Source organism: Sphingomonas sp. Leaf62 (genome assembly GCF_001421915.1).
Taxonomy (GTDB): domain Bacteria; phylum Pseudomonadota; class Alphaproteobacteria; order Sphingomonadales; family Sphingomonadaceae; genus Sphingomonas.
In genome coordinates, this window is record NZ_LMLN01000007.1 from 1 (window position 1) to 19,248 (window position 19,248).

A 19,248-nucleotide genomic window follows, 5' to 3' on the forward strand; every position below is an offset into this window, starting at 1 on the left:
TTCGTCATCGAGTTCGCCTTTCACCTTAAGGAGAACTCTCCACTTTTCCGGGGCAAGTCCAGTCAGGTGGTGCGCTGCAAATCCGGGCGTGCCGCGTCGTTTTTGTCGGTTGAGACGCGCCGATAGGCCGAGGGCGTGACGCCGAACCGCTCCTTGAAGACGCGGTTGAAGGTCGCCTTCGATCCGAAGCCGGCATCGATCGCGAGCGTCAGGATATCGCCATCGGCGCCATCCCGCAGGCGGGCGGCGACATGCTCGACGCGCAGCCCGTTGATCGCTTCGGCGAACCCCAGCCCCAGCCCCTCGTTGAGGCCGCGGGACAGATAGGCGGTGTTGGTCCCCAGCCTGCGGGCCAGCCCGGCAAGATCGAGGTCCGGATCGCGCCACCATTCCTGCGCCTCGATCCGGTCCATCCACCCGGCCGCGATCGGTCGCCAATCGCGCTCGACCGGCTCCACGATCGGCTGCGGCCGGGCGTCCGCCTGCCGCCAGCCCTCGATCGCCAGGTAATTGCCGACGACCGCCAGCACGACGTAGAAACCGAACATGTCGAAGTAGGACAGCGGCGCGATCAGTGCATCCGTGATCAGGTATCCCGTCCGCACCGTCACGATCGCGGCATAGGCGATCAGCACCGCTCGCACGCGCCTTGCCGCGGCGAGGTCCGATCGGCGCGCCAGCAACCAGCCTCGATGGCGGCGCAACGCGCGCAGGCCGGCGACGGCATATCCGACCATCGACACGAGCAGCAGCGCCGCCAGAACCGGGTCGAGCCAGGGGCGTTGCACCTCCCGGTCGAACGCGCCGCGCAGATCGAGCGGCAGGCAGAAGGCCGCAGCCTGATAGGCGAACTGGGCCGTCGGCAACGCGGCGTGCCAACGCGGTATCGGTCGATCGAAGATCAGGGCGTTCAGGTGCGCATAGAGCAATGGCCCCATCGCCAGAGGAACGGCGAACGGCGCGAACGAAAGCCACGGCCATCGATCGTAGAAGCCAGCATAGCCGATAGTGAACGGCGTCAGCACGCCGCACAGGACTATCAGCAAAGCACCGAGAGAGCGTCGCGCCATCTCGCCCCGCCCGATGATGGCAGCCGCCAACACCAGCATCTGCACCTCGAACAGACCGAGGATGAGGGACATGGGACCGATATTCACGCGACTATCAGCCTCGCCATATCGGCAACGTCAATGGGCGATTGAGGTGTACACGCGCTGCCGCCTAGGGGTCCTCGACATACGAGGCCGGGCGGGTTGCGAGAACGCTGTCGCATTCTCTTCTCCCGATCGCTTTGCGGGAATGTCTCGATCGCCGGGACCAGGCTGCCGAACCCGAAGATGGCACCCTCTGGAACGCTAGCCGAAGGTGCGACCGGCCACCTTGCTGATATCCGATTTGTCTGACATGAATGCGGCCAACGTGAAAGGCGGTCGTCGATGTCGAGGGGGCGGGGAATGATGCAGCAGGGAAAGGCCGGCCTGGCGGCAGCGATGCTGGCGTCGTGGGCAATGCCGATCGCGGCACAGGTGCCCTGGCAGTCCGCAGAACAGGCACCGCAGGCTGGTGCGGTGCTGGCGGCCAGAACCGCTGAGGGTGCCAGCTTCCGCGTTCCCGACGGGATGCTGCGCGTTACCATCTGGGCCGACCGCATCGTCCGTGTCACGGTGTCGAGAACGAATGAAACGATCGCGCCGGGGCTTGCCGTGATCGGCACGCCACGCGGCGTCGCATGGACAATGGCCGAGGAAGCCGGCCGCTATGTGCTCGCCACCCCGGCGATGCGCATTGCCGTCGATAAAAGGACCGGCATGGTGTCGCTGCGCGGGGTGGACGACAAGCCGATCATTGGCGAAGCGGATCCCGCGACACGCCGGTTCGGCGATGTACCCGATCCCGATGGCGCGGTGCAGCAGCGCTTCGAGGTCGGTAGCGATCAGGCGATCTACGGCCTTGGCCAGCATCAGGCGGGGCTGCTCGACTATCGCGGTACGACGGTCAGGCTTCAGCAGGCGAATACCGATGTCGGCGTACCGGTCCTCGTGTCCACGGCCGGCTATGGCCTGTTCTGGAACAATCCGGCGGTGACCGATGTCGCGGTCACGATCCCGCAGGCCGTCGACCGCATCGTTTTCCGGTCGCAGGCCGGCAGCGGCGTGGACTATTTCCTGTTCGCCGGACCGGACGTGGACGACATCATCGGCGCATATCGCCAGCTTACCGGACAGGCGCCGCTGATGGCGCGCTGGACCTGGGGTCTGTGGCAATCCAAGGAACGCTATACCTCGCAAGCCGAACTGCTGGGCGTCGCGGCCGAATATCGCCGCCGCGGCATCCCGCTCGATGCGGTGGTGCAGGACTGGCAATATTGGAAGCCGGGCGAATGGGGCAGCCAGCGTTTCGATCCGGCGCGCTTCCCGGATCCAAAGGCGATGCTCGACACGCTGCATCGCCAGAACGTCCACAGCATCGTTTCGGTCTGGCCACGCTTCGATGCCGGGCTGGATACCACGAAGGCGCTCGACGCGATCGGTGGACTATATGCGCGGACCTACCCGAACGTATATCCTGCCGGGGAAGGCCGCTGGTACGACGCCTTTTCCGCGCGCGCCCGTACGCTCTATTGGCAACAGATATCGCAGCGCATCGGTCCGATTGGTTTCGACGGCTATTGGCTCGACGGCAGCGAGGCGGAACTGGGTGGGCGCACGGGCGAGATGCGCGACGTCACCACGGCGCTCGGCTCGGGTGCGGTCGTCTATAACGCCTACCCGCTGATGCACACGACGGCAGTGCATGACGGAATGACGCGCGACGTTTCGGGCAAACGGCCGATCATCCTGACCCGCTCCGCGTGGGCGGGACAGCAGCGTAACGCGGCCGTCACGTGGTCGGGCGACGTGGCCGGGCGCTGGGACGTCTTCCGCCGGCAGGTCCCCGCCGCAGTCAACTTTTCGATGAGTGGCATTCCCTATTGGTCCGCGGACATTGGCGGCTTTTTCGGCGGCAGTCCGAAAGACCCGGCCTATCAGGAGCTGTTCACGCGCTGGCTGCAATTCGCGGTGTTCAACCCGATGTTCCGCATCCACGGCACCGGCGAGGGCAAGGAGCTGTACAGCTTCCCCGAGGAAAGCCGCGGTCCACTGCTCGGCGCGGTGACGCTGCGCTATCGCCTGCTGCCGTTCCTCTATGCCTTGTCCTGGCAGGTCACCGATCGGGGCGCGTCGTTCCTCTACCCGCTCGGCATGGCCTTTCCCGCGGACCAGGCGGTGCGCGACGTGCGCGACCAGTATCTGTTCGGCCGCACCCTGCTGGTCAGCCCGGTGGTGGAAAAAGGCGCGGTCGCGCGCGACGTCATCCTGCCCGCCGGGCGCGACTGGTACGATTTCTGGACCGGAGAGCGGCAAACAGGGGGCCGGCGGGTGACGGTCGCGGCCCCGATCGGTCGCATTCCGCTCCATGTCGCGGCCGGCACGATCCTGCCACTCGGCGCGCCCGTCCAATATGCCGACCAGTCGCCGGACCGGCCGATCGAACTGCGTGTCTATCGCGGCGCCGATGGACGCTTCACCCTGTACGACGATGCCGGCGACGGCGAAGGATGGCGGCGCGGCGAGCACGCCACGATCGAGCTTGCGCTGGACGACCGGGCGGGCACGCTGACAATCGGCGCTCGCAAGGGACGTTATCCCGGCATGGCGCGGGACAGGGTATTCCGGATCGTCCAGATCGCGGGCGGCAAGGCCGTTGCAGCGATGCCGCGCGACGCGAACATCCGATATGCCGGCCGACCGGTCACGGTGCGGCTCGAATGACGGGGAAATAGCATCGCGAACGGGATGTATCCCCGCAGTTCGGGAAGAGCGTGACGACAGATTTTCAGGAAGGTCGATCCATTCTCATGTCTCGATCCCCAAAGGGGAGTGTTCCACCCCTTTCGCTCACCGCTGGCAACGCGCCAACGGTAAGCGAGCAATCATCCCGACTACCGGCGCGCTTGCGTCGCCATCCTGACGGCCAGGCCGACCAGCACCGTTCCCATCACCCGGCGCTGGACGAGCGCGAATGTCGGACTTCGAGTGAGGAACACAGCGATCGACGCGGCCGACACCGCAATCATGGCGTTGACGAAGACGCTGATGACGATCTGAACCGTCCCCAGGATGAGAGTCTGCCCCAGCACGCTGCCCCGCGCCGGATCGATGAATTGCGGCAGCAGGGACAGGTACATCACGGCGATCTTCGGGTTCAGGAGGTTCGTCAGAAAGCCCATGAGGAAGAGTGTGCGCGGCCCGTCCTCGGGCAAGTCCCTGACCTCGAACGGCGAGCGGCCACCGGGACGGACCGCCTGCCACGCAAGCCACAGCAGATAGAGGGCGCCGGCGATGCGGATGGTGTCGTAGGCACAGGGCACCATCCGCACGAAGGCGGTGATGCCGAATGCGGCACACAGCATGTAGAACACGAATCCAAGGGAGACGCCGCCCAGCGAGATCATGCCGGCAGTTCTGCCCTGACAGATCGACCGCGATATGATGTACACCATGTTCGGTCCCGGCGTCAGGACCATGCCGAGCGCGATGACGGCGAAGGTCAGCAGGCTGGTCAGTTCGGGCATCTACATTCTTCATACGGGAAGGATGCCCAGACGCGCGGCCAGCTACCCCCGCGCTTCCCAATGGGTCCCCATCTTTCAACGTCAGTTACGTAAGGTTCCGAAAGATAGAGAGGCGCGGCGCGACCGGTAAAGAGGGTCGATCGACGCGGCCGATCATTCCCGTTTCCCGGTTTCTACGTGTTCCGGGAACGCCGAGCCGTTCTCGATCCAGTATCCCAATGAGAATGCCCGGCCGTCTTGCTGGCCGTTCGTTTTTGGGACGAAGTAATGCGATAGCCGACGCTCCGGCCTGCGCCGGAGCATGAGAGCCGCTTCAATACGGCTCGAGCAAATCCTAGAGGGGAGCGAAAGGGTCGTGTCCCCGGGGTGTGGTGTAGCTGAGGGGTAGCCATCGGAGATCTTCGGATAGGTTTGGGTTGCGACATCCAACCGACGGAGACCCCGATGACCGACGATACGATGAACCTGCAGGTGCTGGTGGGAAAGAGCGCGGACGCCGATTTCCTCCGTGAGATGATCGGAGGCGACTGGCCGTATGTCTGGGTCGATGCGACGTACCTGAAGGTGCGGCAGGCCGGCCGCATCGTCTCAGTTGCCGTCACCATCGCGGTCGGCGTGAACGGCGACGGGCGGCGCGAGGTGCTGGGAATGGCGATCGGCGCATCGGAGGCAGAGACGTTCTGGACCGACTTCCTGCGCAGCCTCGCAAGGCGTGGGTTACGGGGCGTGAAACTCATCATCTCGGACGCCCATGACGGCATCAAGGCGGCTGTATCGGGGCCTGTCAGGAATTTCGTGTGCGGGCGGGCATAATGGGAAAGATGGAGACCCCATATTTCCCGACGCAAAGAGCCTGCGTTATCGAATGATTTGCTCGACCAGCTACTGGCAGGTGGTGATGCCGGCGCCGCCCTTGCTCAGGGCGGCCTGCTCGATGCTTTGAAGAAGGCACTGACCGAGCGCGCGTTGAACGCGGAGATAAATTACCACCTCGCCGGCGATGACGGTGCTGGGAACACGCGAAACGGTTACAGCCGGAAGATCGCCGGGCACCTGCACGATCTGTATGGCATCGACGTGTCGCCGGACCTGATCTCGACGGTGACCGACGCCGTGCTCGACGAGGTGGCGATCTGGCAGCAACGGCCGNGAGATCCGCGACGAGGGCATGGTCCGCAACAAAGCCCTCCACATCGCGACCAGCGCCGAGGCCGCCGAGCTGGCACTGACCGCGTTCGAGGCCAGTCCCTGGGGTACCCGCTACCCCGCCATTGCCCAGAGCTGGCGACGCGCCTGGGCCGAGGTCACCCCCTTCTTCGCCTTTCCCGACGAGGTCCGGCGGATCATCTACACGACGAATGCCATTGAGGCGCTCAATTCGAAACTGCGCCGGGCCGTGCGTGCCCGAGGGCATTTCCCCAGCGACGAAGCCGCCACCAAGCTGCTCTACCTGATCCTGAACCGGTCGGAGAAAGAGTGGAGAATGCCGCCGCGTGAGTGGACCATGGCAAAGGCCCAGTTCGCAGTACGCCACTTCGCGACTGTCTTTGGGTTGATCCCCAGCTCACGACTCAGCGTCAAGAGCGAAGCTTGCGACAAGCTGTATTGCTGCTCGGACGGCGTGCGTGGTCGTGGCGCTCCCGTGATGTACCTGTCCCATGCGGCTTCCTTCCATTCCAAAGAAAGGATCGTACCATCAAACCGTGGGATCAAACACCTAGTTCTGCCACGCAGCGATGCGACGCCACCGTTCTCCTCGAAGCAAAACTGCACAATATTGGTCTAACCCCACGAAGGGCGCTCGCGAGATGGCTACCTCCAGTGGCGCAACGTAGGGCGAAGGCCTAGTGCTACGGGCGGCCATGTCGCTTTCACGTAACGTTTATATCATGTGTGCAGCAAACATCGGTGAAATCCCGCGATCGCTGGGTTGACGTGGCATGAAAACCAACGCAAACGGCCGCTCCACCGTATCGAGGCGCGATGGCGGAGTGGTGACGCAGAGGACTGCAAATCCTTGCACCCGGGTTCGATTCCCGGTCGCGCCTCCAGGGTTATGTCGGCTTTCACACCAGGCTGCTTACCCGAGCATCTGCAGGCGGGGGAAACTTTGAAAACGAGCAGTTGCGCTCTTTTCAGACTGACGTGACCCTATGCTTTCATCCGGCGGCAATTAGCGACCGACCGGTGTTGTCGCGCATGAGCGCAGGTGAAGCAACGGGCGGGGTTAACCCCGGCCGTTGCTGTTCAAGCCCGGCAGCGAACGCGGCCGGAGTAGCGTAGCTAGGCGCCGAGTGGGGCCGCTCCGTGTTGTAGTCGTCGAACCAGCGGGCGAGGATCGAGCGGGCCTGACCGATGGTGAAGAACAGCGTCTCGTTGAGCAACTCGTCGCGCATGCGACCATTGAAGCTCTCGACGAAACCATTCTGCGTCGACTTGCCCGGCGCGATGTAATGCCACTCGACGCCCACGTCGCCGGACCAGGCGAGCACCGCGTTCGAGGTGAGTTCGGTCCCGTTGTCGCTGACGATCATCTTCAGTCTGCCACGCTCGGCGATCAGATCGGCCAGTTCGCGCGCGACCCGTCGGCCCGAGATCGACGTGTCCACCACCGCCCGAAGGTACTCCCGTGTAACGTCATCGACGATGTTGAGCACGCGGAACCGCCGACCGGTGACGAGCTGGTCGTGCACGAAGTCCAGGCTCCAGCGCTGGTTGGGAAGCGCCAGCACCGGCGCGGGACCCCGCGCGCCAACAGAGCGCCTTCGCCCTTTCCGGCGCCTGACCGTCAAACCCGCCTCACGGTAGAGCCGCTGGGTCTTCTTGCGGTTGATCGTGATGCCGTCCCGACGAAGCAGGATGTGCAGCCGTCGATAACCGAACCGCCCGCGCTGCTGCGCAAGCTCACGCAAACGCGACCGCAGGTTGCCATCATCCGCTCGGCACGAGCGATACCGCATGCTCGTGCGGTCTGCCCCGACGACCGTGCACGCCCGCCGCTCGCTCATTCCCAGCGTCGTCTGGAGATGTGCGACTGCTTGCCGCTTCGCGGCGGGCGTCACCATTTTTTTGACAGCAGATCCTTCAGACCCGCGTTATCCAGCATCGTGTCCGCGAGCAGCCGTTTAAGCCGGGCGTTCTCCTCTTCCGGCGACCGCAGACGCTTCGCGTCGGATACCTCCAGACCGCCGAACTTTGCTTTCCATGCGCAGTAGGTCGCACTCGACATACCGTGCTTGCGGCACAGCTCCGTTGCCACCGCGCCCGCCTTGGCCTCCTTCAGGACGCCGATGATCTGCTCTTCCGAAAACTGCTTCCGCTTCATTCCGTCCCTCCTTCTGACGTGCTCTAGTTCAGGTGGATGAAGAAACGGGGGTCACGTCAGTCCGAACGCTGTTGATCGACGAGAGCAATCAAATCCCGTCGATAATACGGCAGATCGCGGTTTCGGCTGCCGGGGCGGGACTGGCCTGGGCCATGCACCTTGTCCTGCGCCGAATTAGCCCGATCACGACCACGACCAGGTTAATCTGGATCGCCGGTCTCAGCATCCTCGCGGGATGCCTTTTCGCTCTCATCAATTCGTTCGCGTTCTATGTGCTTTCCTTATTCACCAACGAGCTATGCGTCGATGGAACGGTGTGCACGCCTGCGTATCTGTGGTTGGTTGCCAAGGAATATTAGGTCAACTTCTTGTTCGTGTTCGCCGCTTGGGGTCTGCTCTATCTCTGGCTGGAATCGGCTGCGCAGACCGCAGCGGCGGAACGCCTTGCCAGTCGTGCCCGCGAGCAGGCGAGCAGGCGAGGCTCGCCGAGATCCCAGGCGAGCAGGCGAGGCTCGCCGAGATCCGCGCGCTTCGCTATCAAATTAACCCGCACTTCCTGTTCAATTGCCTGAATTCTCTGGCGACGCTCGTCAATCGTCGGGACGTGTCCGAGGCGGAGGGCATGATCGGCGAGTTCAGCGCCTTCCTGCGCTACGGGCTGGCCGCCGATTCGGTAGCCGAGGTCGAATTGGCTGACGAGGTGGACATGCAGTTGCGCTACCTCACGCTCGCGCGCCGCCGGTTCGCGCATCTGATGACGGTGACCATCGACGTCGACGATGACGTCCGCCACGCCCGGCTGCCTGCGCTGATCCTCCAGCCATTGGTCGAGAATGCGATCAAGCACGGCGTGGCAATGACGAGCGCGTCCGTGCTGCTTTCGATACGGGCGTTCCGGTCCGACGCGAACATGCTCGTCGTCCGGATCGAGGATGACGCGTGGTCTGGATCACCGTCGGACGAGCCGGCGACGCTGATCGGACTGGGCATCGGGCTTTGCAACGTCACCGAGCGTCTGTTGGCCCGATTCGGCAATGCCGGTCGACTGGTCGCGCGCACGCTGCAGCGCGGCGGCTTCCGATCCGAGTTTACAGTGCCGCTGGTGTCGTCGTGACAGCTGCGCCCTTCACGGCCGTCATCATCGAAGATGAACCTTTCGCGATCGAGGGCGTGCGCCGGTTCTGCGCGCGGTCCGGACAGGTACGGATCGTCGGCGAGGCGGTAGACGCGCCAACCGCGCTGGACCTGATCACCGAAACCCGGCCACAGGTCGTGTTCCTCGATATCGCAATGCCCGGGTTGAGTGGTCTGGAAGTCGCCGCCGAGGTGTGCGCGCTGCCAACGCCACCGCGGATCGTGTTCATCACTGCGCACGACCACTTCGCCAAGGAGGCGTTCGACCTTGCCGTCGTCGACTATGTGTTGAAGCCGATCGTCCCCGAACGTATCTGACGGACACTAGATCGTCTGACCGCAACTCTGGCGCAGGATTCAGCGATCGCCAGCGCCCCATTGGATTTCTGGGTACCATATCGCGGATCGGTCATCCGGTTGGCCACCGATCGGATCGAACGGATTGAGGCCGAACGCGACTATATCCGGATTATCGGCGAAGGCCGGTCCTATCTGCTTCGCGCGACTCTCGGCGATATGGAGAGCCGCCTCGCTTCACAGTCGTTCGTGCGCATCCATCGGTCCACGGTCATCGATCTGACGCGCATAAAGGGAATGCGTTATGTCGGCGCAGGGGCGTGGGTCGTCATCGACGCCGATGACACAGAAAGGCCAGTGGGTCGAAACTATTTGAGCGGGATTCGTCACCGCCTCCGGCTGTGAGCGTCGATCGAAAGTTACCCGGTTTTGCCAAGGCTGGTGCTCATCCATCTGACCGGATGCGGCTTCGCAGACGAGCCGGCGAAAGCCATGCGCCGACATGCCCGGCCCGCTACAGCAGAAGGACCGATGTTGACACACAGCCTCAAGCCCCTCGACCGCGGCGGGACGCCGATCCCGCCTTCGTCATCATCATCGACGGCGGTTCGTCCGGGCGATCGTCGCCAACCGGTTGAGCGCGAATCTCGCGCCTTGTCCTGCTGAGCGAAACGGGCAAGTGCTATGCGCCCAACGCCTCTGGACGGGGCCGACGACCGCGCCCTGCCTTGCGAGCAGGCTGGCAAGCTGCTCCGCATCCGCCATGTCGCCGTAAAGAGCGGTGATGCCCGGCAGCGTCGTGATCCTGTCCACACGGCGCGCGATGGCGGTGACACTATGGCCGCGGTCCGACCGTTTTTTCAGGATGCACGCGCCGCCGTTTCCTGATGCGCCGATGAGGCCGATCCTGCCCATGATCCAGCGCTTCGAAGAGGCTCAGTGCGCCTGACCGTTCAGCCGTTCCAGTATCGCGGCGAAGCGGTCGTCGCGCTCGGCGAAGCGCAGCGGGTGGACGCGCTGGACCAGCAGCTCGGCCGGGGTCGGCTCCTGCGCAAACAGCGCCATCACCTCGTCGGCGAATGCGTCGAGCGGCTGATAGCCATCCCGCGTCGACTGGCCGGGGGTGAGTTCGGTCTGGACCGCGGGCGGCGCGAGCTCGATGACCTCGACCCGGCCGGACAGCACGGCGCGCAGCGACACGGTGTAGGAATGCAGCGCCGCCTTGGTCGCCGAATAGGTCGGCGTCGCGACCAGCGGCACGAAAGCGAGGCCGGAAGTGACGTTGACGATCGCCCCGTTGCCGCGCGCGACGAGGTGATCGACCAGCGCGTCGGTCATCCGGATCGGACCGAGCAGGTTGGTCGCGATCGTCGCCTCCGCATCGCCGAGGTCACGCGCGGTATCGAGCGACTCGACGCGCATGATGCCGGCATTGTTGATGAGGACGTTGAGGTCGGGGAAACGCTCCGTCACCGCGGCGGCGAACGCCGTGATCGCCCCCGCGTCATCGGCATCTAGCGTCATCGCGTGCATGTCCGCCCGCCCCGCGATCGTCGCGTCCAGCGCCGCCTGCCGCCGTCCGGCGACGATGACGGTGTTGCCCAGATCGTGGAACCGCTGCGCCAGCGCCGCGCCGATGCCCGATCCACCGCCGGTGATGAGAATGGTGTTGCCGCTCTGCTGCATGGCGATATCCTCAACCCGTCTTGCGGGCGTTGATGGTGATGTTGACCTTGACCGCGGCCGCGACCGCATCGACGCCGGCGAACTGCCCCTGCCCCACACCGAACCAGCGCCGGTCGATTGTGAGTATGCCGCGCATCTGGGCGGCGTTGCCGTTGATCGCCAGCTGGAACGGCAAGACGACCGGCCGCGCCACGCCGCGGATCGTCAGCGTCCCCGCCGCCTGATAGCGGTTGCCGCCGAGGCTCTTGAACGACTTGGACACGAAGGTCGCGCGCGGGAAGGCGCGGACGTTGAACCAGTCCGGCGTCGGCAGCGATTCGTCGCGCGAGGCATCGCCGGTCGCGGCGGAGGCGGTGTCGATCACCGCCGCGACGCTCGACCCGGCGAGGTTGGCGGGATCGAACGCGATGCGCGCGTCGAACCGGCGGAAGCTGCCGTTGATCGCCTGTCCGTTCGTGCTGGCGACGAACGCGACCTGCGATCGGGCCTTGTCGATCGTCCATGACGGGGCGGGCGCGGCGATGGCGGGGGCGGCGACCAGGACGGCGGCCATGATGGGGAAGCAACGCATGGTTCGATTATCCTCGGTTTGCGGTCGGCGTGCTGGCCAGGCCCGGAACCATCCGGCCCAGGACGCCGTCACGCATGATGAATTGATGCTTCAGCGCCGCCGCGACATGCAGCGCGATCAGCGCCGCGCCGCCCAGCGCGAGATACAGGTGCGCGCCACCGCCGATTGCCTCGACCTGCGCCTTGCCGGCCGCATCGAGCGAATGGAGGACGCCGATGTGCGGCCACGGGATCGTCTTCCACAGCAACGTCGGGATGTTGTACGGGCTGACCGACACCATCGCCCAGCCGGTCAGCGGCATGCCGATCATCATGACGTAGAAGAACCAGTGGGTAGCGCTCGCGACGCGGTGCTCCCACGGCTTCATCGGCGCGACTGTCGGCGGCGGCGGATTGAGCAGCCGCCACGCCAGCCGCGCGACGCTCAGCACCAGCACGGTGATGCCGATCGACTTGTGGAGCTGGAACATGTCGAACTGCGCCATGCCCTTCAGATAGCCCATTCGCCAGCCGAGCAGCAGATTGGCCAGGATCAGCACCGCGATGGTCCAGTGCAGGACCATGGCGACGGCGGAATAGCGGGTGCGCATGGAGGATCCCTTTCCGAAGTGATGACGCCCCGCCCGGCCGCGCCGGACGGGGCATCGCGGGCGAACGATCAGCTCTTGTACTCGAACGCCGCGCTGATATTGATCGTCGTCTCGTCGCTGACCAGCGGCGCGTATTTGCTGACGCCGAAATCGGTCCGCTTGATGACGCCGCTGCCCTTGAAGCCGAGCGTATACGCCTTGTTCATCGGGTTGGTCGCTGCCGCGGTGAAGGTCGCGTCGAGCATCACCGGCTTCGTCACGCCGTGCAGCGTCAGGTTGCCCGCGATCCGGGCGGTCGTCGCGCCGGTGCGCGTGACGGTTGTCGAGATGAAGCGTATCTCGGGAAACTTCGCGGCGTCCAGCCAGTCGGCGGAGACCAGTTCCTTGTCGAGTGTCGCGTTGGTCGTCGAGACGGTGGCGACCGGCACCGCGACGTCCAGCTTCGTCGCCGCCACGTTCTTCGGATCGATCGTCAGGCTGCCCTTGGCGCCGGGGAAGGTGCCGAAGAATTCGTTGATGCCGAAGTGGTTCACCCCGAACCGGACCAACGTGTGATAGGTCTCGACGGTGTAGGTGCCCGCCTTCACGGTGGCGGGACTCTCGGCCGGCGCGGTCTGGGCCACGGTCGCAGTGGTCGCGGCGATGGCGGTGATCGAGAGTGCGGCGGCAATCAGTGTCTTCATGGCGGTTTCCCTTTTCGGCGGCGAATGCTTCGTGATCGGCAGCGATGCTGTGGGGCATATGCTGGCGAAAGCGCGTCCCGAACAGACGAATAGTTTAGACCAGATCGTTCGATCGTTTCGAACAGTACCGGTCTTGCCGGTTGGGGGACATGGTGCTCGAAGACCGGTATGCCGAACGGATGCTATCGAGCGAGCAGCGACGAAAGACGCCGGTCCTTAACCATTAACACCACGACGTCGGCGCGTTGCGGCATCTCTTCGAGGATGTGCCGGGTCAGCCTCTCATAGTGGATGATGAAGCGGGCGACCTCGGTATCCGTCATGACGTCCCGACCCTCGGCACCACTGCGTCGCAGCGCCCGTTCCTGCTCCAGTCGCCAGTCGAGCACCACGTCCCATCCCGGCGCGGCCAACAGTATCAACAGGTCAATCCGCGCGAACAGCGATCGGTAGGGCCCTGCCAACATCCCGTTGACATATGCCCGCCATGTCCCGTCCCGGTCCTCCTCTTCCTACAGCCTGTTGACCGGTGTGGCGAGCGCCGCCTCCGCCCGACGCCGCCTTCCGCCCGGCGCCGGTAATAGGCGGCGACGTCCGCCCCCGGCACGCCGCCGGGCGAGCGCGACCGGGCCATCGGCGCCATGACGATGCGGTTGCGGATCGGCAACGCGCCGATGCTGCCGGGCTGGAACAGGATGTCGGACCGGAGGTCGGTGATGCGAAAACTGCTTTCTGGAACAAGGGGGGAGCAGGGCGCGACCAGGCCGCGCGCGGGGCGCTCACCACACCGCCATCGACCTTGATATCGACGCCGGTCACGAACGAGCTTTCGTCGGATGCGAGGAACAGCGCGACATTGGCGGCGAAGCGCAACGCCGACTCGCGCCCGATGCTGCCGCCGGAGCCGGTGATGATGCACACCTTGTCCTGCAAACGTCCCGCCATGTCCGTCACTCCGAAAAAGGGATTCAGCCGACCCGATATTGTCCGCCGTCGACGACCACCGCCTGTGCGGTCATGAAGGCGGCGTCGTCGCTGGTCAGGAACAGCACCGGGCCGACGATCTCGTCGGGTTCGGCGAAGCGCTGGATCGCCTGCGCCTGCCACACCGCGCGGCGGGCTTCCTCGCCCTGCGCCTCGGTGGCGACGGTATGCGTCAGTCCGGGCAGGATCGCGTTGCAGGTGATGCCGTCGGCGGCAACATCGTTGGCCAGACCGCGCATGAAGCCGATGATGCCCATCTTCGATGCCATGTAATGGCTCATGCCCTGCACGTTCAGGCCGATCGAGTTGGACGAGATGCCGACGAACCGGCCCCAGCCCCTGCGCCGCAGCGCCGGCACGAACTGTTTGGCGGAGAGATATTGCGCGTCCAGATTGACCGACATCGTCCGGCGCCACGTCTCGAAATCGAGGTCGTCGATCGGGTGGTTGGGATAATAGGCCGCATTGTTGACGACGATGTCGACGTCGCCGAATGCCGCCGTGGCGGCGTGTTCGATCGCCGCCCAGCCCGCGGGGGTGGAGATGTCCGCTGCGACGCCGACGGCCGCTCCGCCGATCGTCGCGACGGTGGCGTCCGGCGGCGTCATGTCGGCGATCACCACGCGAGCGCCGCGGGCCGCCAGACCGATCGCGATCGCCGCCCCGATGCCTCGACCCGCGCCGGTAACGACCGCCACGCGGCCTGCATGTGTTGGGAAATTGTCCATCTGGCTGCCTCTTCGAAAGCTGTGAATGCGTTCCGGCATGGCAGTTCCCACGCTTTGAAAATGCCGGGAAGAGATCAAGTTTCCACGCTTGCGTTCGAGATATTCGGCAAGAGCCGGTACTCCATAGCGGCAAGACATGACTCGCCCCGTGTTGCCTCCGGACGGCGATAGGGACGGATGCCCGGCGACTGGAAATCAGGACGGCATATGCCAAGAACCCGCAGTGCCGGTGGGCTGCGCGGTATCGCCCAGGCGATCGGAGCGGGTTAGGGATGGCCTGTCGTATCCGCTTCGGGCGTCGTGCGTCCAAGGGTGACGCGCAGACGATGTGCGTGGGATTGGCGGCCCGCCCACCTGTCGGACCGATGCCCGGCGCGATCGTCGGTCAAGCCGTTGGCTGCTCGTTTCGACAACGTGAGCAGCTTGGCGTGAAAATCGAAAGGTCGGCAATCGCCAGCCGGGTCGAGAAATCCGAGAAATTCGGCATGATCTGCGTCCTGGTCGAGGGTTGACCGGAGACGCTGCGTAGCATTTCAGCGTAAGGGTGGAATGGATGCTATGATCGACGATCTCGACCAATCGCTGCGCCGGCTGTCGCACGTCACCGACGATCCGCGCCTCGACGCGCTTGCCCCGACCGTGTTCGCCCGGATGCGGGCGGATGGCGCGGCGCGTGCGGCGGGCGTGCGCCTGGCCGGGGTCGCCGCGATCGGGGCGGTGACCATGGGGCTGATCGCCGCCGATCCGATCCCGCGTCCGCAGCCGGCGGCGACCTTCGCCGACGACCTCGCGCTCGCTCCGTCGACGCTGCTGGCCGGCCGATGAGCCGGACCCGGTGGACGGTTCTGGTCGCCATCGTCGCCTTTCTCGCGGCGCTGGGCGGGGTACTTGCCGGTCGCATGATCGGCGATCGTCCTTCGACGGCGCATGGCGGTGAACTCCATGCCCTGCTCCATGACGACATGCGGTTGACGCCCGAGCAGATGCGCCGGCTCGACGCGCTGGAGGCGGGGTATGCGACGCGGCGTGCGGCGTTGCAGGCACAGATGCGCGCCGACAATGCGCGGCTGGCGCAGGCGATGGCCGCCGAGCAGGATGACGGCCCGCGCGTCGCCGCGGCAGTGGACGCGTCGCACCGGACGATGGGCACGTTGCAGAAAGCCACCCTCGCGCATGTCTTCGCGATGCGGCGACTGCTGCGTCCCGATCAGACCCCGGCGTTCGACCGGGCGGTGGCACGCGCGCTCACCCACCCCGCGCAGTGACCGTAGCCGATCCCGGCCCAGATGACGGCGACCTGGCGGCAAAGGCACTGGCCGGCAGCGAAGCCGCTTTCGCATCGCTGATGCAGCGTCATCGCAGCCGGGTGTATCGCCTGATCCTGAACAGCGTCGGCGATCCCGACGAAGCGCTCGATCTGGTGCAGGAGACGTTCCTGTCCGCCTATCGCGCACTCGGCCGCTATGACGGATCGCGCCCGATGGCGGCGTGGCTGGCGACGATCGCGCTGAACAAATGCCGCGACCTTGCGCGACGGCGGGCGCTGCGGCGCTTCTTTTTCGGCGCACGATCGGTCGATGAGATGGCCGACTCGATCGCGACGAACGGTCCCGATCAGGCAGTGGCCGCCGAACAGCGACAGGAAACCGCCCGGCTGCGCGCTGCGATCGCGATGCTGCCTGCGACCCTGCGCGAACCGTTGTTGCTGTGCACGGTCGAGGAGATGCGCCAGTCCGACGCCGCCGCGCTGCTCGGCATTTCCACCAAGGCGGTCGAGACCCGCATCCGGCGCGCCCGCATCAGGCTCGCCGAATTGCTGGCTGGTTGAGGGGGCGGTGCCCGTGCTGCGTATGACCGGATGGATGACGAGGATTTTTGCATGACGACGACGATCGATCGCCGCCGGTTGTTACGGGGCGTGGCGCTGGGCGGCGGCGCGATGACGCTCGGCGCATGGACGCCGCTTGGCGCACGACAGGCGACGAACGGCCCGGTGGTGTCGGGCGACCTGATCGAACTGCGGATCGGCCGGATCAACCGCATGGTCGATGGCCGCCCGTCGCGCAGCATCGGCATCAACGGCATGTCCCCCGCCCCGCTGATCCGCCTGCGCGAAGGGCAACGCGCGCGGATCCGCGTCGTCAACGATCTCGACGTCGAAACCTCGCTGCACTGGCACGGGCTGCTGGTGCCGTTCCAATATGACGGCGTGCCCGGCATCTCCTTTCCCGGTATCCCGGCGGGACAGAGCTTTCTGTACGACTTCCCGGTCCGGCAGAACGGGACCTATTGGTATCACAGCCATTCGGGCGGGCAGGAACAGGCGGGGCTGTACGGTCCGATCGTCATCGATCCCGCCGCCCCCGACCCCGTCGCCTTCGACCGCGAGCATGTGATCGTCCTGTCCGATCACAGCCGGTCGAGCCCGGCGACGATCTTTCGCCGGATGAAGCTGCAACCCGGCTATTACAACTTTCAGCGGCAGACGCTGGCAGGCTTGCTGGCGGGTCGCGACCAGAGCGCGAAGGACCGCGCCGAATGGGGCAAGATGCGGATGGACCCCGCCGATATCGCCGACGCGACCGGGGCGACCTATACCTACCTGGTCAACGGTCATGGTCCGGTCGACAACTGGACCGGCGCGTTCACCCCCGGCGAGCGGGTGCGGCTGCGGATCGTCAATGCCTCGGCGATGACGACGTTCAACGTGCGCATCCCCGGCCTGCCGCTGACGATCGTGCAGTCCGACGGGCTGAACGTGCAGCCGGTGACCGTCGACGAGTTCCAGATCGGCGTCGCGGAAACCTATGATGCGATCGTCACCCCCGGCGACGCGGCCTATACGCTGGTCGGGGAAAGCGTCGACCGGTCGGGCATGGCCCGTGCGACGTTCACCCCCCGCCCCGGCCTGACCGCGCCGGTCCCGCCGCTGCGGGCCCGCCCGCTCGCGACGATGACCGATATGGGCATGGGTGGCATGGGGAATGAAAGCAAACCCGGTCGTCCCGACCCGACCGCCGAACAGAATGCCTCGCGTCGTCTCGCCACGACGGCGCAGACGCAGGCACAGCCCGCACCGGACCACGCCGCGATGGGCCATGATGGCGCGGCGAGCGATGAAATGGGCGGCATGGGCGGCATGGGCGGCGGCATGGCCGAGATGGATCATGGCATGCGCGACTTCGCCAACGCGCCGGGCGTCGCGAAGACACCGGGCGTCCAGACGATCTCGCCGATGGCAGCCGACCGCACCGACTATCCGGGACAGGGGCTGGAGGATGCCGGCCACCGCGTGCTGACCTATCGCCAGCTGCGCTCGCTCGATCGTAATCCCGACGTCCGCGCGCCGGGTCGCCAGATCGACATCCACCTGACCGGCAACATGGAACGCTTCATGTGGGGGTTCGACGGCAAGCGGATGGTCGACACCCATGAACCCTTTGCTTTTGCCGAAGGGGAGCGGGTCCGTATCAACCTGATCAACGACACGATGATGGCGCATCCGATCCATCTGCACGGCCATTTCTTTGAACTCGTCACCGGGCATGGCGACCATAGTCCCCGCAAGCATACGGTGCTGGTGCAACCGGGCGGGATCGTCAGTCTCGACCTGACCGCCGATGCCGTCGGCGACTGGGCGTTCCATTGCCATATGCTCTACCACATGCTCGCCGGCATGATGCGCGTCGTCTCGGTCCGTCCGCAGGGAGCCGCCGCATGATCCGCACCCTTGCCACGCTGCTCGCGCTCGCCGCTGCGGTCCCCGCCGTCGCGCAGGACCATAGCCATATGGACCATATGCAGATGCCGCCCGCGGCACCTGCACAACCCACAGCGCAGCCGGCCGAGAAGACCACCGAACCGGCCGCACCCGCCGAAGCGGCCGAACCCACCGGCACCGATCAGTCGCCCGGCAGCGCGCCGCCCCCGCCGGTCCCGATGCCGCATTACGCCGACCGCGTCTGGGGCGGCGATGTCATGGCCCGGTCGCGCGATGCGATGATGGCCGAGGAAGGCGGCGGCCAGCGCTTCGCCCAACTGCTGCTCGACCGTGCCGAGTGGAAGGACGGCGGCTATGCGTGGGAAGGCGAGGGCTGGTATGGCGGCGACATCCACCGCCTCGTCGTCAAGAGCGAGGGCGAAGGCGGCGACCGCCTCGACGCCGCCGAGGTCCAGGCGCTGTATTCGCGCGCGATCGATCCCTATTTCAACCTGCAGGCCGGCATCCGGCAGGACATCCGCCCGACCCCGGCTCGCACCTATGTCACGGTCGGGGTCGAGGGCCTCGCCCCCTATTGGTTCGAATTGAACGCTGCCGCCTTCCTCTCGACCAAAGGCGAGTTGCTCGGCCGGATCGAGGGCTATTACGATCAGCGCCTCACCCAGCGGCTGATCCTGCAAACGCGCGCCGAACTGAACCTGTCCGCACAGGACATACGCGAGACCGGTACGGGATCGGGGCTGACGAATGCCGAACTGGGCCTCCGCCTGCGGTATGAGATCGCCCGCGAATTTGCGCCCTATGTCGGGGTGAACTGGGAACGTCGCTTCGGCGATACCCGGCGCTTCGGCCGCGCGGCGGGCGATGATAGCGGCGGCATCGGTCTGGTCGCCGGCATCCGCGCATGGTTCTAAC

22 protein-coding genes, 1 tRNA gene, 4 pseudogenes and 1 riboswitch are annotated in these 19,248 nt (G+C 65.6%); of the genes and pseudogenes, 15 read left to right on the forward strand and 12 right to left on the reverse strand.

Annotated features, from left to right (window positions below; all coding sequences use genetic code 11):
* Window positions 1–62: 62 nt before the first annotated feature.
* A complete protein-coding gene (locus ASE91_RS04810) occupies window positions 63–1,142 on the reverse strand; it encodes an AraC family transcriptional regulator (protein ID WP_156357669.1) in 1,080 nt (359 codons plus the stop codon).
* A gap of 312 nt (window positions 1,143–1,454) precedes the next feature.
* Here ASE91_RS04810 and ASE91_RS04815 point away from each other — a divergent pair, with 312 nt between their 5' ends.
* Window positions 1,455–3,812: a glycoside hydrolase family 31 protein gene (locus tag ASE91_RS04815; protein WP_235530324.1), complete on the forward strand. Its 2,358-nt coding sequence runs from the start codon at window positions 1,455–1,457 to the stop codon at window positions 3,810–3,812.
* A gap of 170 nt (window positions 3,813–3,982) precedes the next feature.
* On the opposite strand, the gene ASE91_RS04820 is transcribed toward ASE91_RS04815, so the two are convergent.
* Window positions 3,983–4,615, reverse strand: coding sequence for a LysE family translocator (locus ASE91_RS04820; protein WP_056623341.1), 633 nt, complete (start codon window positions 4,613–4,615; stop codon window positions 3,983–3,985).
* Between the two features lie 17 nt (window positions 4,616–4,632).
* A riboswitch (ZMP/ZTP riboswitch) is annotated at window positions 4,633–4,714 on the reverse strand.
* A gap of 423 nt (window positions 4,715–5,137) precedes the next feature.
* Here ASE91_RS04820 and ASE91_RS04825 point away from each other — a divergent pair.
* The 3 genes and pseudogenes from ASE91_RS04825 to ASE91_RS20460 all read left to right on the forward strand — a co-directional run.
* Window positions 5,138–5,392 (forward strand): annotated as a pseudogene (locus ASE91_RS04825) (transposase); the annotation flags it as partial.
* A 57-nt stretch (window positions 5,393–5,449) separates the two neighbouring features.
* A partial coding sequence (locus tag ASE91_RS20455; RefSeq protein WP_235530334.1) for a transposase occupies window positions 5,450–5,764 on the forward strand: 315 nt, incomplete at its 3' end.
* A 1-nt stretch (window position 5,765) separates the two neighbouring features.
* Window positions 5,766–6,143, forward strand: a pseudogene (locus tag ASE91_RS20460) (transposase); the annotation flags it as partial.
* Here the strand turns inward: ASE91_RS20460 and ASE91_RS19185 are convergent.
* Window positions 6,143–6,275: pseudogene (locus ASE91_RS19185) on the reverse strand (IS481 family transposase); the annotation flags it as partial. The pseudogenes ASE91_RS20460 and ASE91_RS19185 overlap by 1 nt on opposite strands.
* Window positions 6,276–6,592: 317 nt before the next feature.
* Here ASE91_RS19185 and ASE91_RS04835 point away from each other — a divergent pair.
* Window positions 6,593–6,666: transfer RNA gene (locus ASE91_RS04835), tRNA-Cys, on the forward strand.
* A gap of 108 nt (window positions 6,667–6,774) precedes the next feature.
* Here the strand turns inward: ASE91_RS04835 and ASE91_RS04840 are convergent.
* Window positions 6,775–7,940 (reverse strand): IS3 family transposase gene (locus ASE91_RS04840; RefSeq protein ID WP_156357670.1). Its coding sequence is split into 2 segments (ribosomal slippage): window positions 6,775–7,688 and window positions 7,688–7,940, totalling 1,167 coding nucleotides; the frame shifts between segments, so codons are not numbered across the junction.
* 71 nt (window positions 7,941–8,011) lie between these two features.
* Here ASE91_RS04840 and ASE91_RS19870 point away from each other — a divergent pair.
* Genes ASE91_RS19870 through ASE91_RS04865 form a run of 4 tightly spaced genes read left to right on the forward strand, consistent with a single transcriptional unit; the run spans window position 8,012 to window position 9,776 of the window.
* The gene (locus ASE91_RS19870; protein ID WP_162233622.1) at window positions 8,012–8,299 is read left to right on the forward strand and encodes a hypothetical protein; all 288 of its coding nucleotides are present in this window, start codon (window positions 8,012–8,014) and stop codon (window positions 8,297–8,299) included.
* Window positions 8,300–8,325: 26 nt separating this feature from the next.
* Entirely contained in the window at window positions 8,326–9,054 is a 729-nt protein-coding gene (locus ASE91_RS18670; RefSeq protein WP_162233623.1) for a sensor histidine kinase, read from the forward strand.
* Window positions 9,051–9,392 carry a response regulator gene (locus ASE91_RS04860; RefSeq protein WP_055994302.1) on the forward strand — a complete coding sequence of 114 codons (342 nt, stop codon included), beginning with the start codon at window positions 9,051–9,053 and terminating at the stop codon, window positions 9,390–9,392. Before ASE91_RS18670 ends, ASE91_RS04860 begins: the two co-directional genes overlap by 4 nt.
* 60 nt (window positions 9,393–9,452) lie before the next feature.
* Window positions 9,453–9,776 (forward strand): LytTR family DNA-binding domain-containing protein, encoded by a 324-nt coding sequence (locus tag ASE91_RS04865; protein ID WP_056623355.1) that lies wholly within the window; start codon window positions 9,453–9,455, stop codon window positions 9,774–9,776.
* A gap of 189 nt (window positions 9,777–9,965) precedes the next feature.
* Here the strand turns inward: ASE91_RS04865 and ASE91_RS18675 are convergent, their stop codons facing one another.
* The 8 genes and pseudogenes from ASE91_RS18675 to ASE91_RS04895 all read right to left on the reverse strand — a co-directional run bounded on the left by ASE91_RS18675 (window position 9,966) and on the right by ASE91_RS04895 (window position 14,582).
* Window positions 9,966–10,286 carry an NAD(P)H-binding protein gene (locus ASE91_RS18675; protein ID WP_082453822.1) on the reverse strand — a complete coding sequence of 107 codons (321 nt, stop codon included), beginning with the start codon at window positions 10,284–10,286 and terminating at the stop codon, window positions 9,966–9,968.
* 21 nt (window positions 10,287–10,307) lie between these two features.
* Entirely contained in the window at window positions 10,308–11,057 is a 750-nt protein-coding gene (locus tag ASE91_RS04870; protein ID WP_056623358.1) for an SDR family oxidoreductase, read from the reverse strand.
* A 10-nt stretch (window positions 11,058–11,067) separates the two neighbouring features.
* Window positions 11,068–11,610 (reverse strand): YceI family protein, encoded by a 543-nt coding sequence (locus ASE91_RS04875; RefSeq protein WP_056623361.1) that lies wholly within the window; start codon window positions 11,608–11,610, stop codon window positions 11,068–11,070.
* 25 nt (window positions 11,611–11,635) lie between these two features.
* Window positions 11,636–12,217, reverse strand: a complete 582-nt coding sequence (locus ASE91_RS04880) for a cytochrome b (protein ID WP_056623364.1) — start codon at window positions 12,215–12,217, stop codon at window positions 11,636–11,638.
* Window positions 12,218–12,285: 68 nt separating this feature from the next.
* Window positions 12,286–12,900, reverse strand: a complete 615-nt coding sequence (locus tag ASE91_RS04885; protein ID WP_056623367.1) for a YceI family protein — start codon at window positions 12,898–12,900, stop codon at window positions 12,286–12,288.
* Between the two features lie 182 nt (window positions 12,901–13,082).
* Entirely contained in the window at window positions 13,083–13,313 is a 231-nt protein-coding gene (locus tag ASE91_RS20925; RefSeq protein WP_327196761.1) for a hypothetical protein, read from the reverse strand.
* A gap of 137 nt (window positions 13,314–13,450) precedes the next feature.
* A pseudogene (locus tag ASE91_RS19190) lies at window positions 13,451–13,618 on the reverse strand (oxidoreductase); the annotation flags it as partial.
* Between the two features lie 250 nt (window positions 13,619–13,868).
* Window positions 13,869–14,582 (reverse strand): SDR family NAD(P)-dependent oxidoreductase, encoded by a 714-nt coding sequence (locus tag ASE91_RS04895; RefSeq protein WP_200911198.1) that lies wholly within the window; start codon window positions 14,580–14,582, stop codon window positions 13,869–13,871.
* 302 nt (window positions 14,583–14,884) lie between these two features.
* Between ASE91_RS04895 and ASE91_RS20465 the strand changes: the two genes are divergently transcribed.
* From ASE91_RS20465 to ASE91_RS04920, 6 genes are read left to right on the forward strand one after another with little or no spacing between them, the layout of a single operon-like run.
* Window positions 14,885–15,124 (forward strand): hypothetical protein, encoded by a 240-nt coding sequence (locus ASE91_RS20465; RefSeq protein ID WP_156357671.1) that lies wholly within the window; start codon window positions 14,885–14,887, stop codon window positions 15,122–15,124.
* Window positions 15,125–15,170: 46 nt separating this feature from the next.
* Entirely contained in the window at window positions 15,171–15,437 is a 267-nt protein-coding gene (locus ASE91_RS04900) for a hypothetical protein (protein WP_156357672.1), read from the forward strand.
* Window positions 15,434–15,877 carry a periplasmic heavy metal sensor gene (locus ASE91_RS04905; RefSeq protein WP_056623373.1) on the forward strand — a complete coding sequence of 148 codons (444 nt, stop codon included), beginning with the start codon at window positions 15,434–15,436 and terminating at the stop codon, window positions 15,875–15,877. The genes ASE91_RS04900 and ASE91_RS04905 overlap by 4 nt, the downstream gene beginning before the upstream one ends.
* Window positions 15,874–16,440 carry an RNA polymerase sigma factor gene (locus ASE91_RS04910; RefSeq protein ID WP_056623375.1) on the forward strand — a complete coding sequence of 189 codons (567 nt, stop codon included), beginning with the start codon at window positions 15,874–15,876 and terminating at the stop codon, window positions 16,438–16,440. The genes ASE91_RS04905 and ASE91_RS04910 overlap by 4 nt, the downstream gene beginning before the upstream one ends.
* A gap of 51 nt (window positions 16,441–16,491) precedes the next feature.
* On the forward strand, window positions 16,492–18,333 hold the full coding sequence (locus ASE91_RS04915) for a copper resistance system multicopper oxidase (RefSeq protein WP_056623583.1): 1,842 nt from the start codon (window positions 16,492–16,494) through the stop codon (window positions 18,331–18,333).
* Window positions 18,330–19,247, forward strand: a complete 918-nt coding sequence (locus ASE91_RS04920) for a copper resistance protein B (protein WP_056623378.1) — start codon at window positions 18,330–18,332, stop codon at window positions 19,245–19,247. The genes ASE91_RS04915 and ASE91_RS04920 overlap by 4 nt, the downstream gene beginning before the upstream one ends.
* Window position 19,248: the final 1 nt, after the last annotated feature.

Excerpts from the sequence above, each read along its gene's own strand:
- ASE91_RS04885 (WP_056623367.1), bottom strand. The coding sequence starts at position 12,900 with ATGAAGACACTGATTGCCGCCGCACTCTCGATCACCGCCATCGCCGCG.
- ASE91_RS20465 (WP_156357671.1), top strand. The coding sequence starts at position 14,885 with ATGGCCTGTCGTATCCGCTTCGGGCGTCGTGCGTCCAAGGGTGACGCG.
- ASE91_RS04905 (WP_056623373.1), top strand. The coding sequence starts at position 15,434 with ATGAGCCGGACCCGGTGGACGGTTCTGGTCGCCATCGTCGCCTTTCTC.
- ASE91_RS04810 (WP_156357669.1), bottom strand. The coding sequence starts at position 1,142 with ATGTCCCTCATCCTCGGTCTGTTCGAGGTGCAGATGCTGGTGTTGGCG.
- ASE91_RS04820 (WP_056623341.1), bottom strand. The coding sequence starts at position 4,615 with ATGCCCGAACTGACCAGCCTGCTGACCTTCGCCGTCATCGCGCTCGGC.
- ASE91_RS04815 (WP_235530324.1), top strand. The coding sequence starts at position 1,455 with ATGATGCAGCAGGGAAAGGCCGGCCTGGCGGCAGCGATGCTGGCGTCG.
- ASE91_RS18675 (WP_082453822.1), bottom strand. The coding sequence starts at position 10,286 with ATGGGCAGGATCGGCCTCATCGGCGCATCAGGAAACGGCGGCGCGTGC.
- ASE91_RS04870 (WP_056623358.1), bottom strand. The coding sequence starts at position 11,057 with ATGCAGCAGAGCGGCAACACCATTCTCATCACCGGCGGTGGATCGGGC.
- ASE91_RS04900 (WP_156357672.1), top strand. The coding sequence starts at position 15,171 with ATGATCGACGATCTCGACCAATCGCTGCGCCGGCTGTCGCACGTCACC.
- ASE91_RS04880 (WP_056623364.1), bottom strand. The coding sequence starts at position 12,217 with ATGCGCACCCGCTATTCCGCCGTCGCCATGGTCCTGCACTGGACCATC.
- ASE91_RS04875 (WP_056623361.1), bottom strand. The coding sequence starts at position 11,610 with ATGGCCGCCGTCCTGGTCGCCGCCCCCGCCATCGCCGCGCCCGCCCCG.
- ASE91_RS04915 (WP_056623583.1), top strand. The coding sequence starts at position 16,492 with ATGACGACGACGATCGATCGCCGCCGGTTGTTACGGGGCGTGGCGCTG.
- ASE91_RS04920 (WP_056623378.1), top strand. The coding sequence starts at position 18,330 with ATGATCCGCACCCTTGCCACGCTGCTCGCGCTCGCCGCTGCGGTCCCC.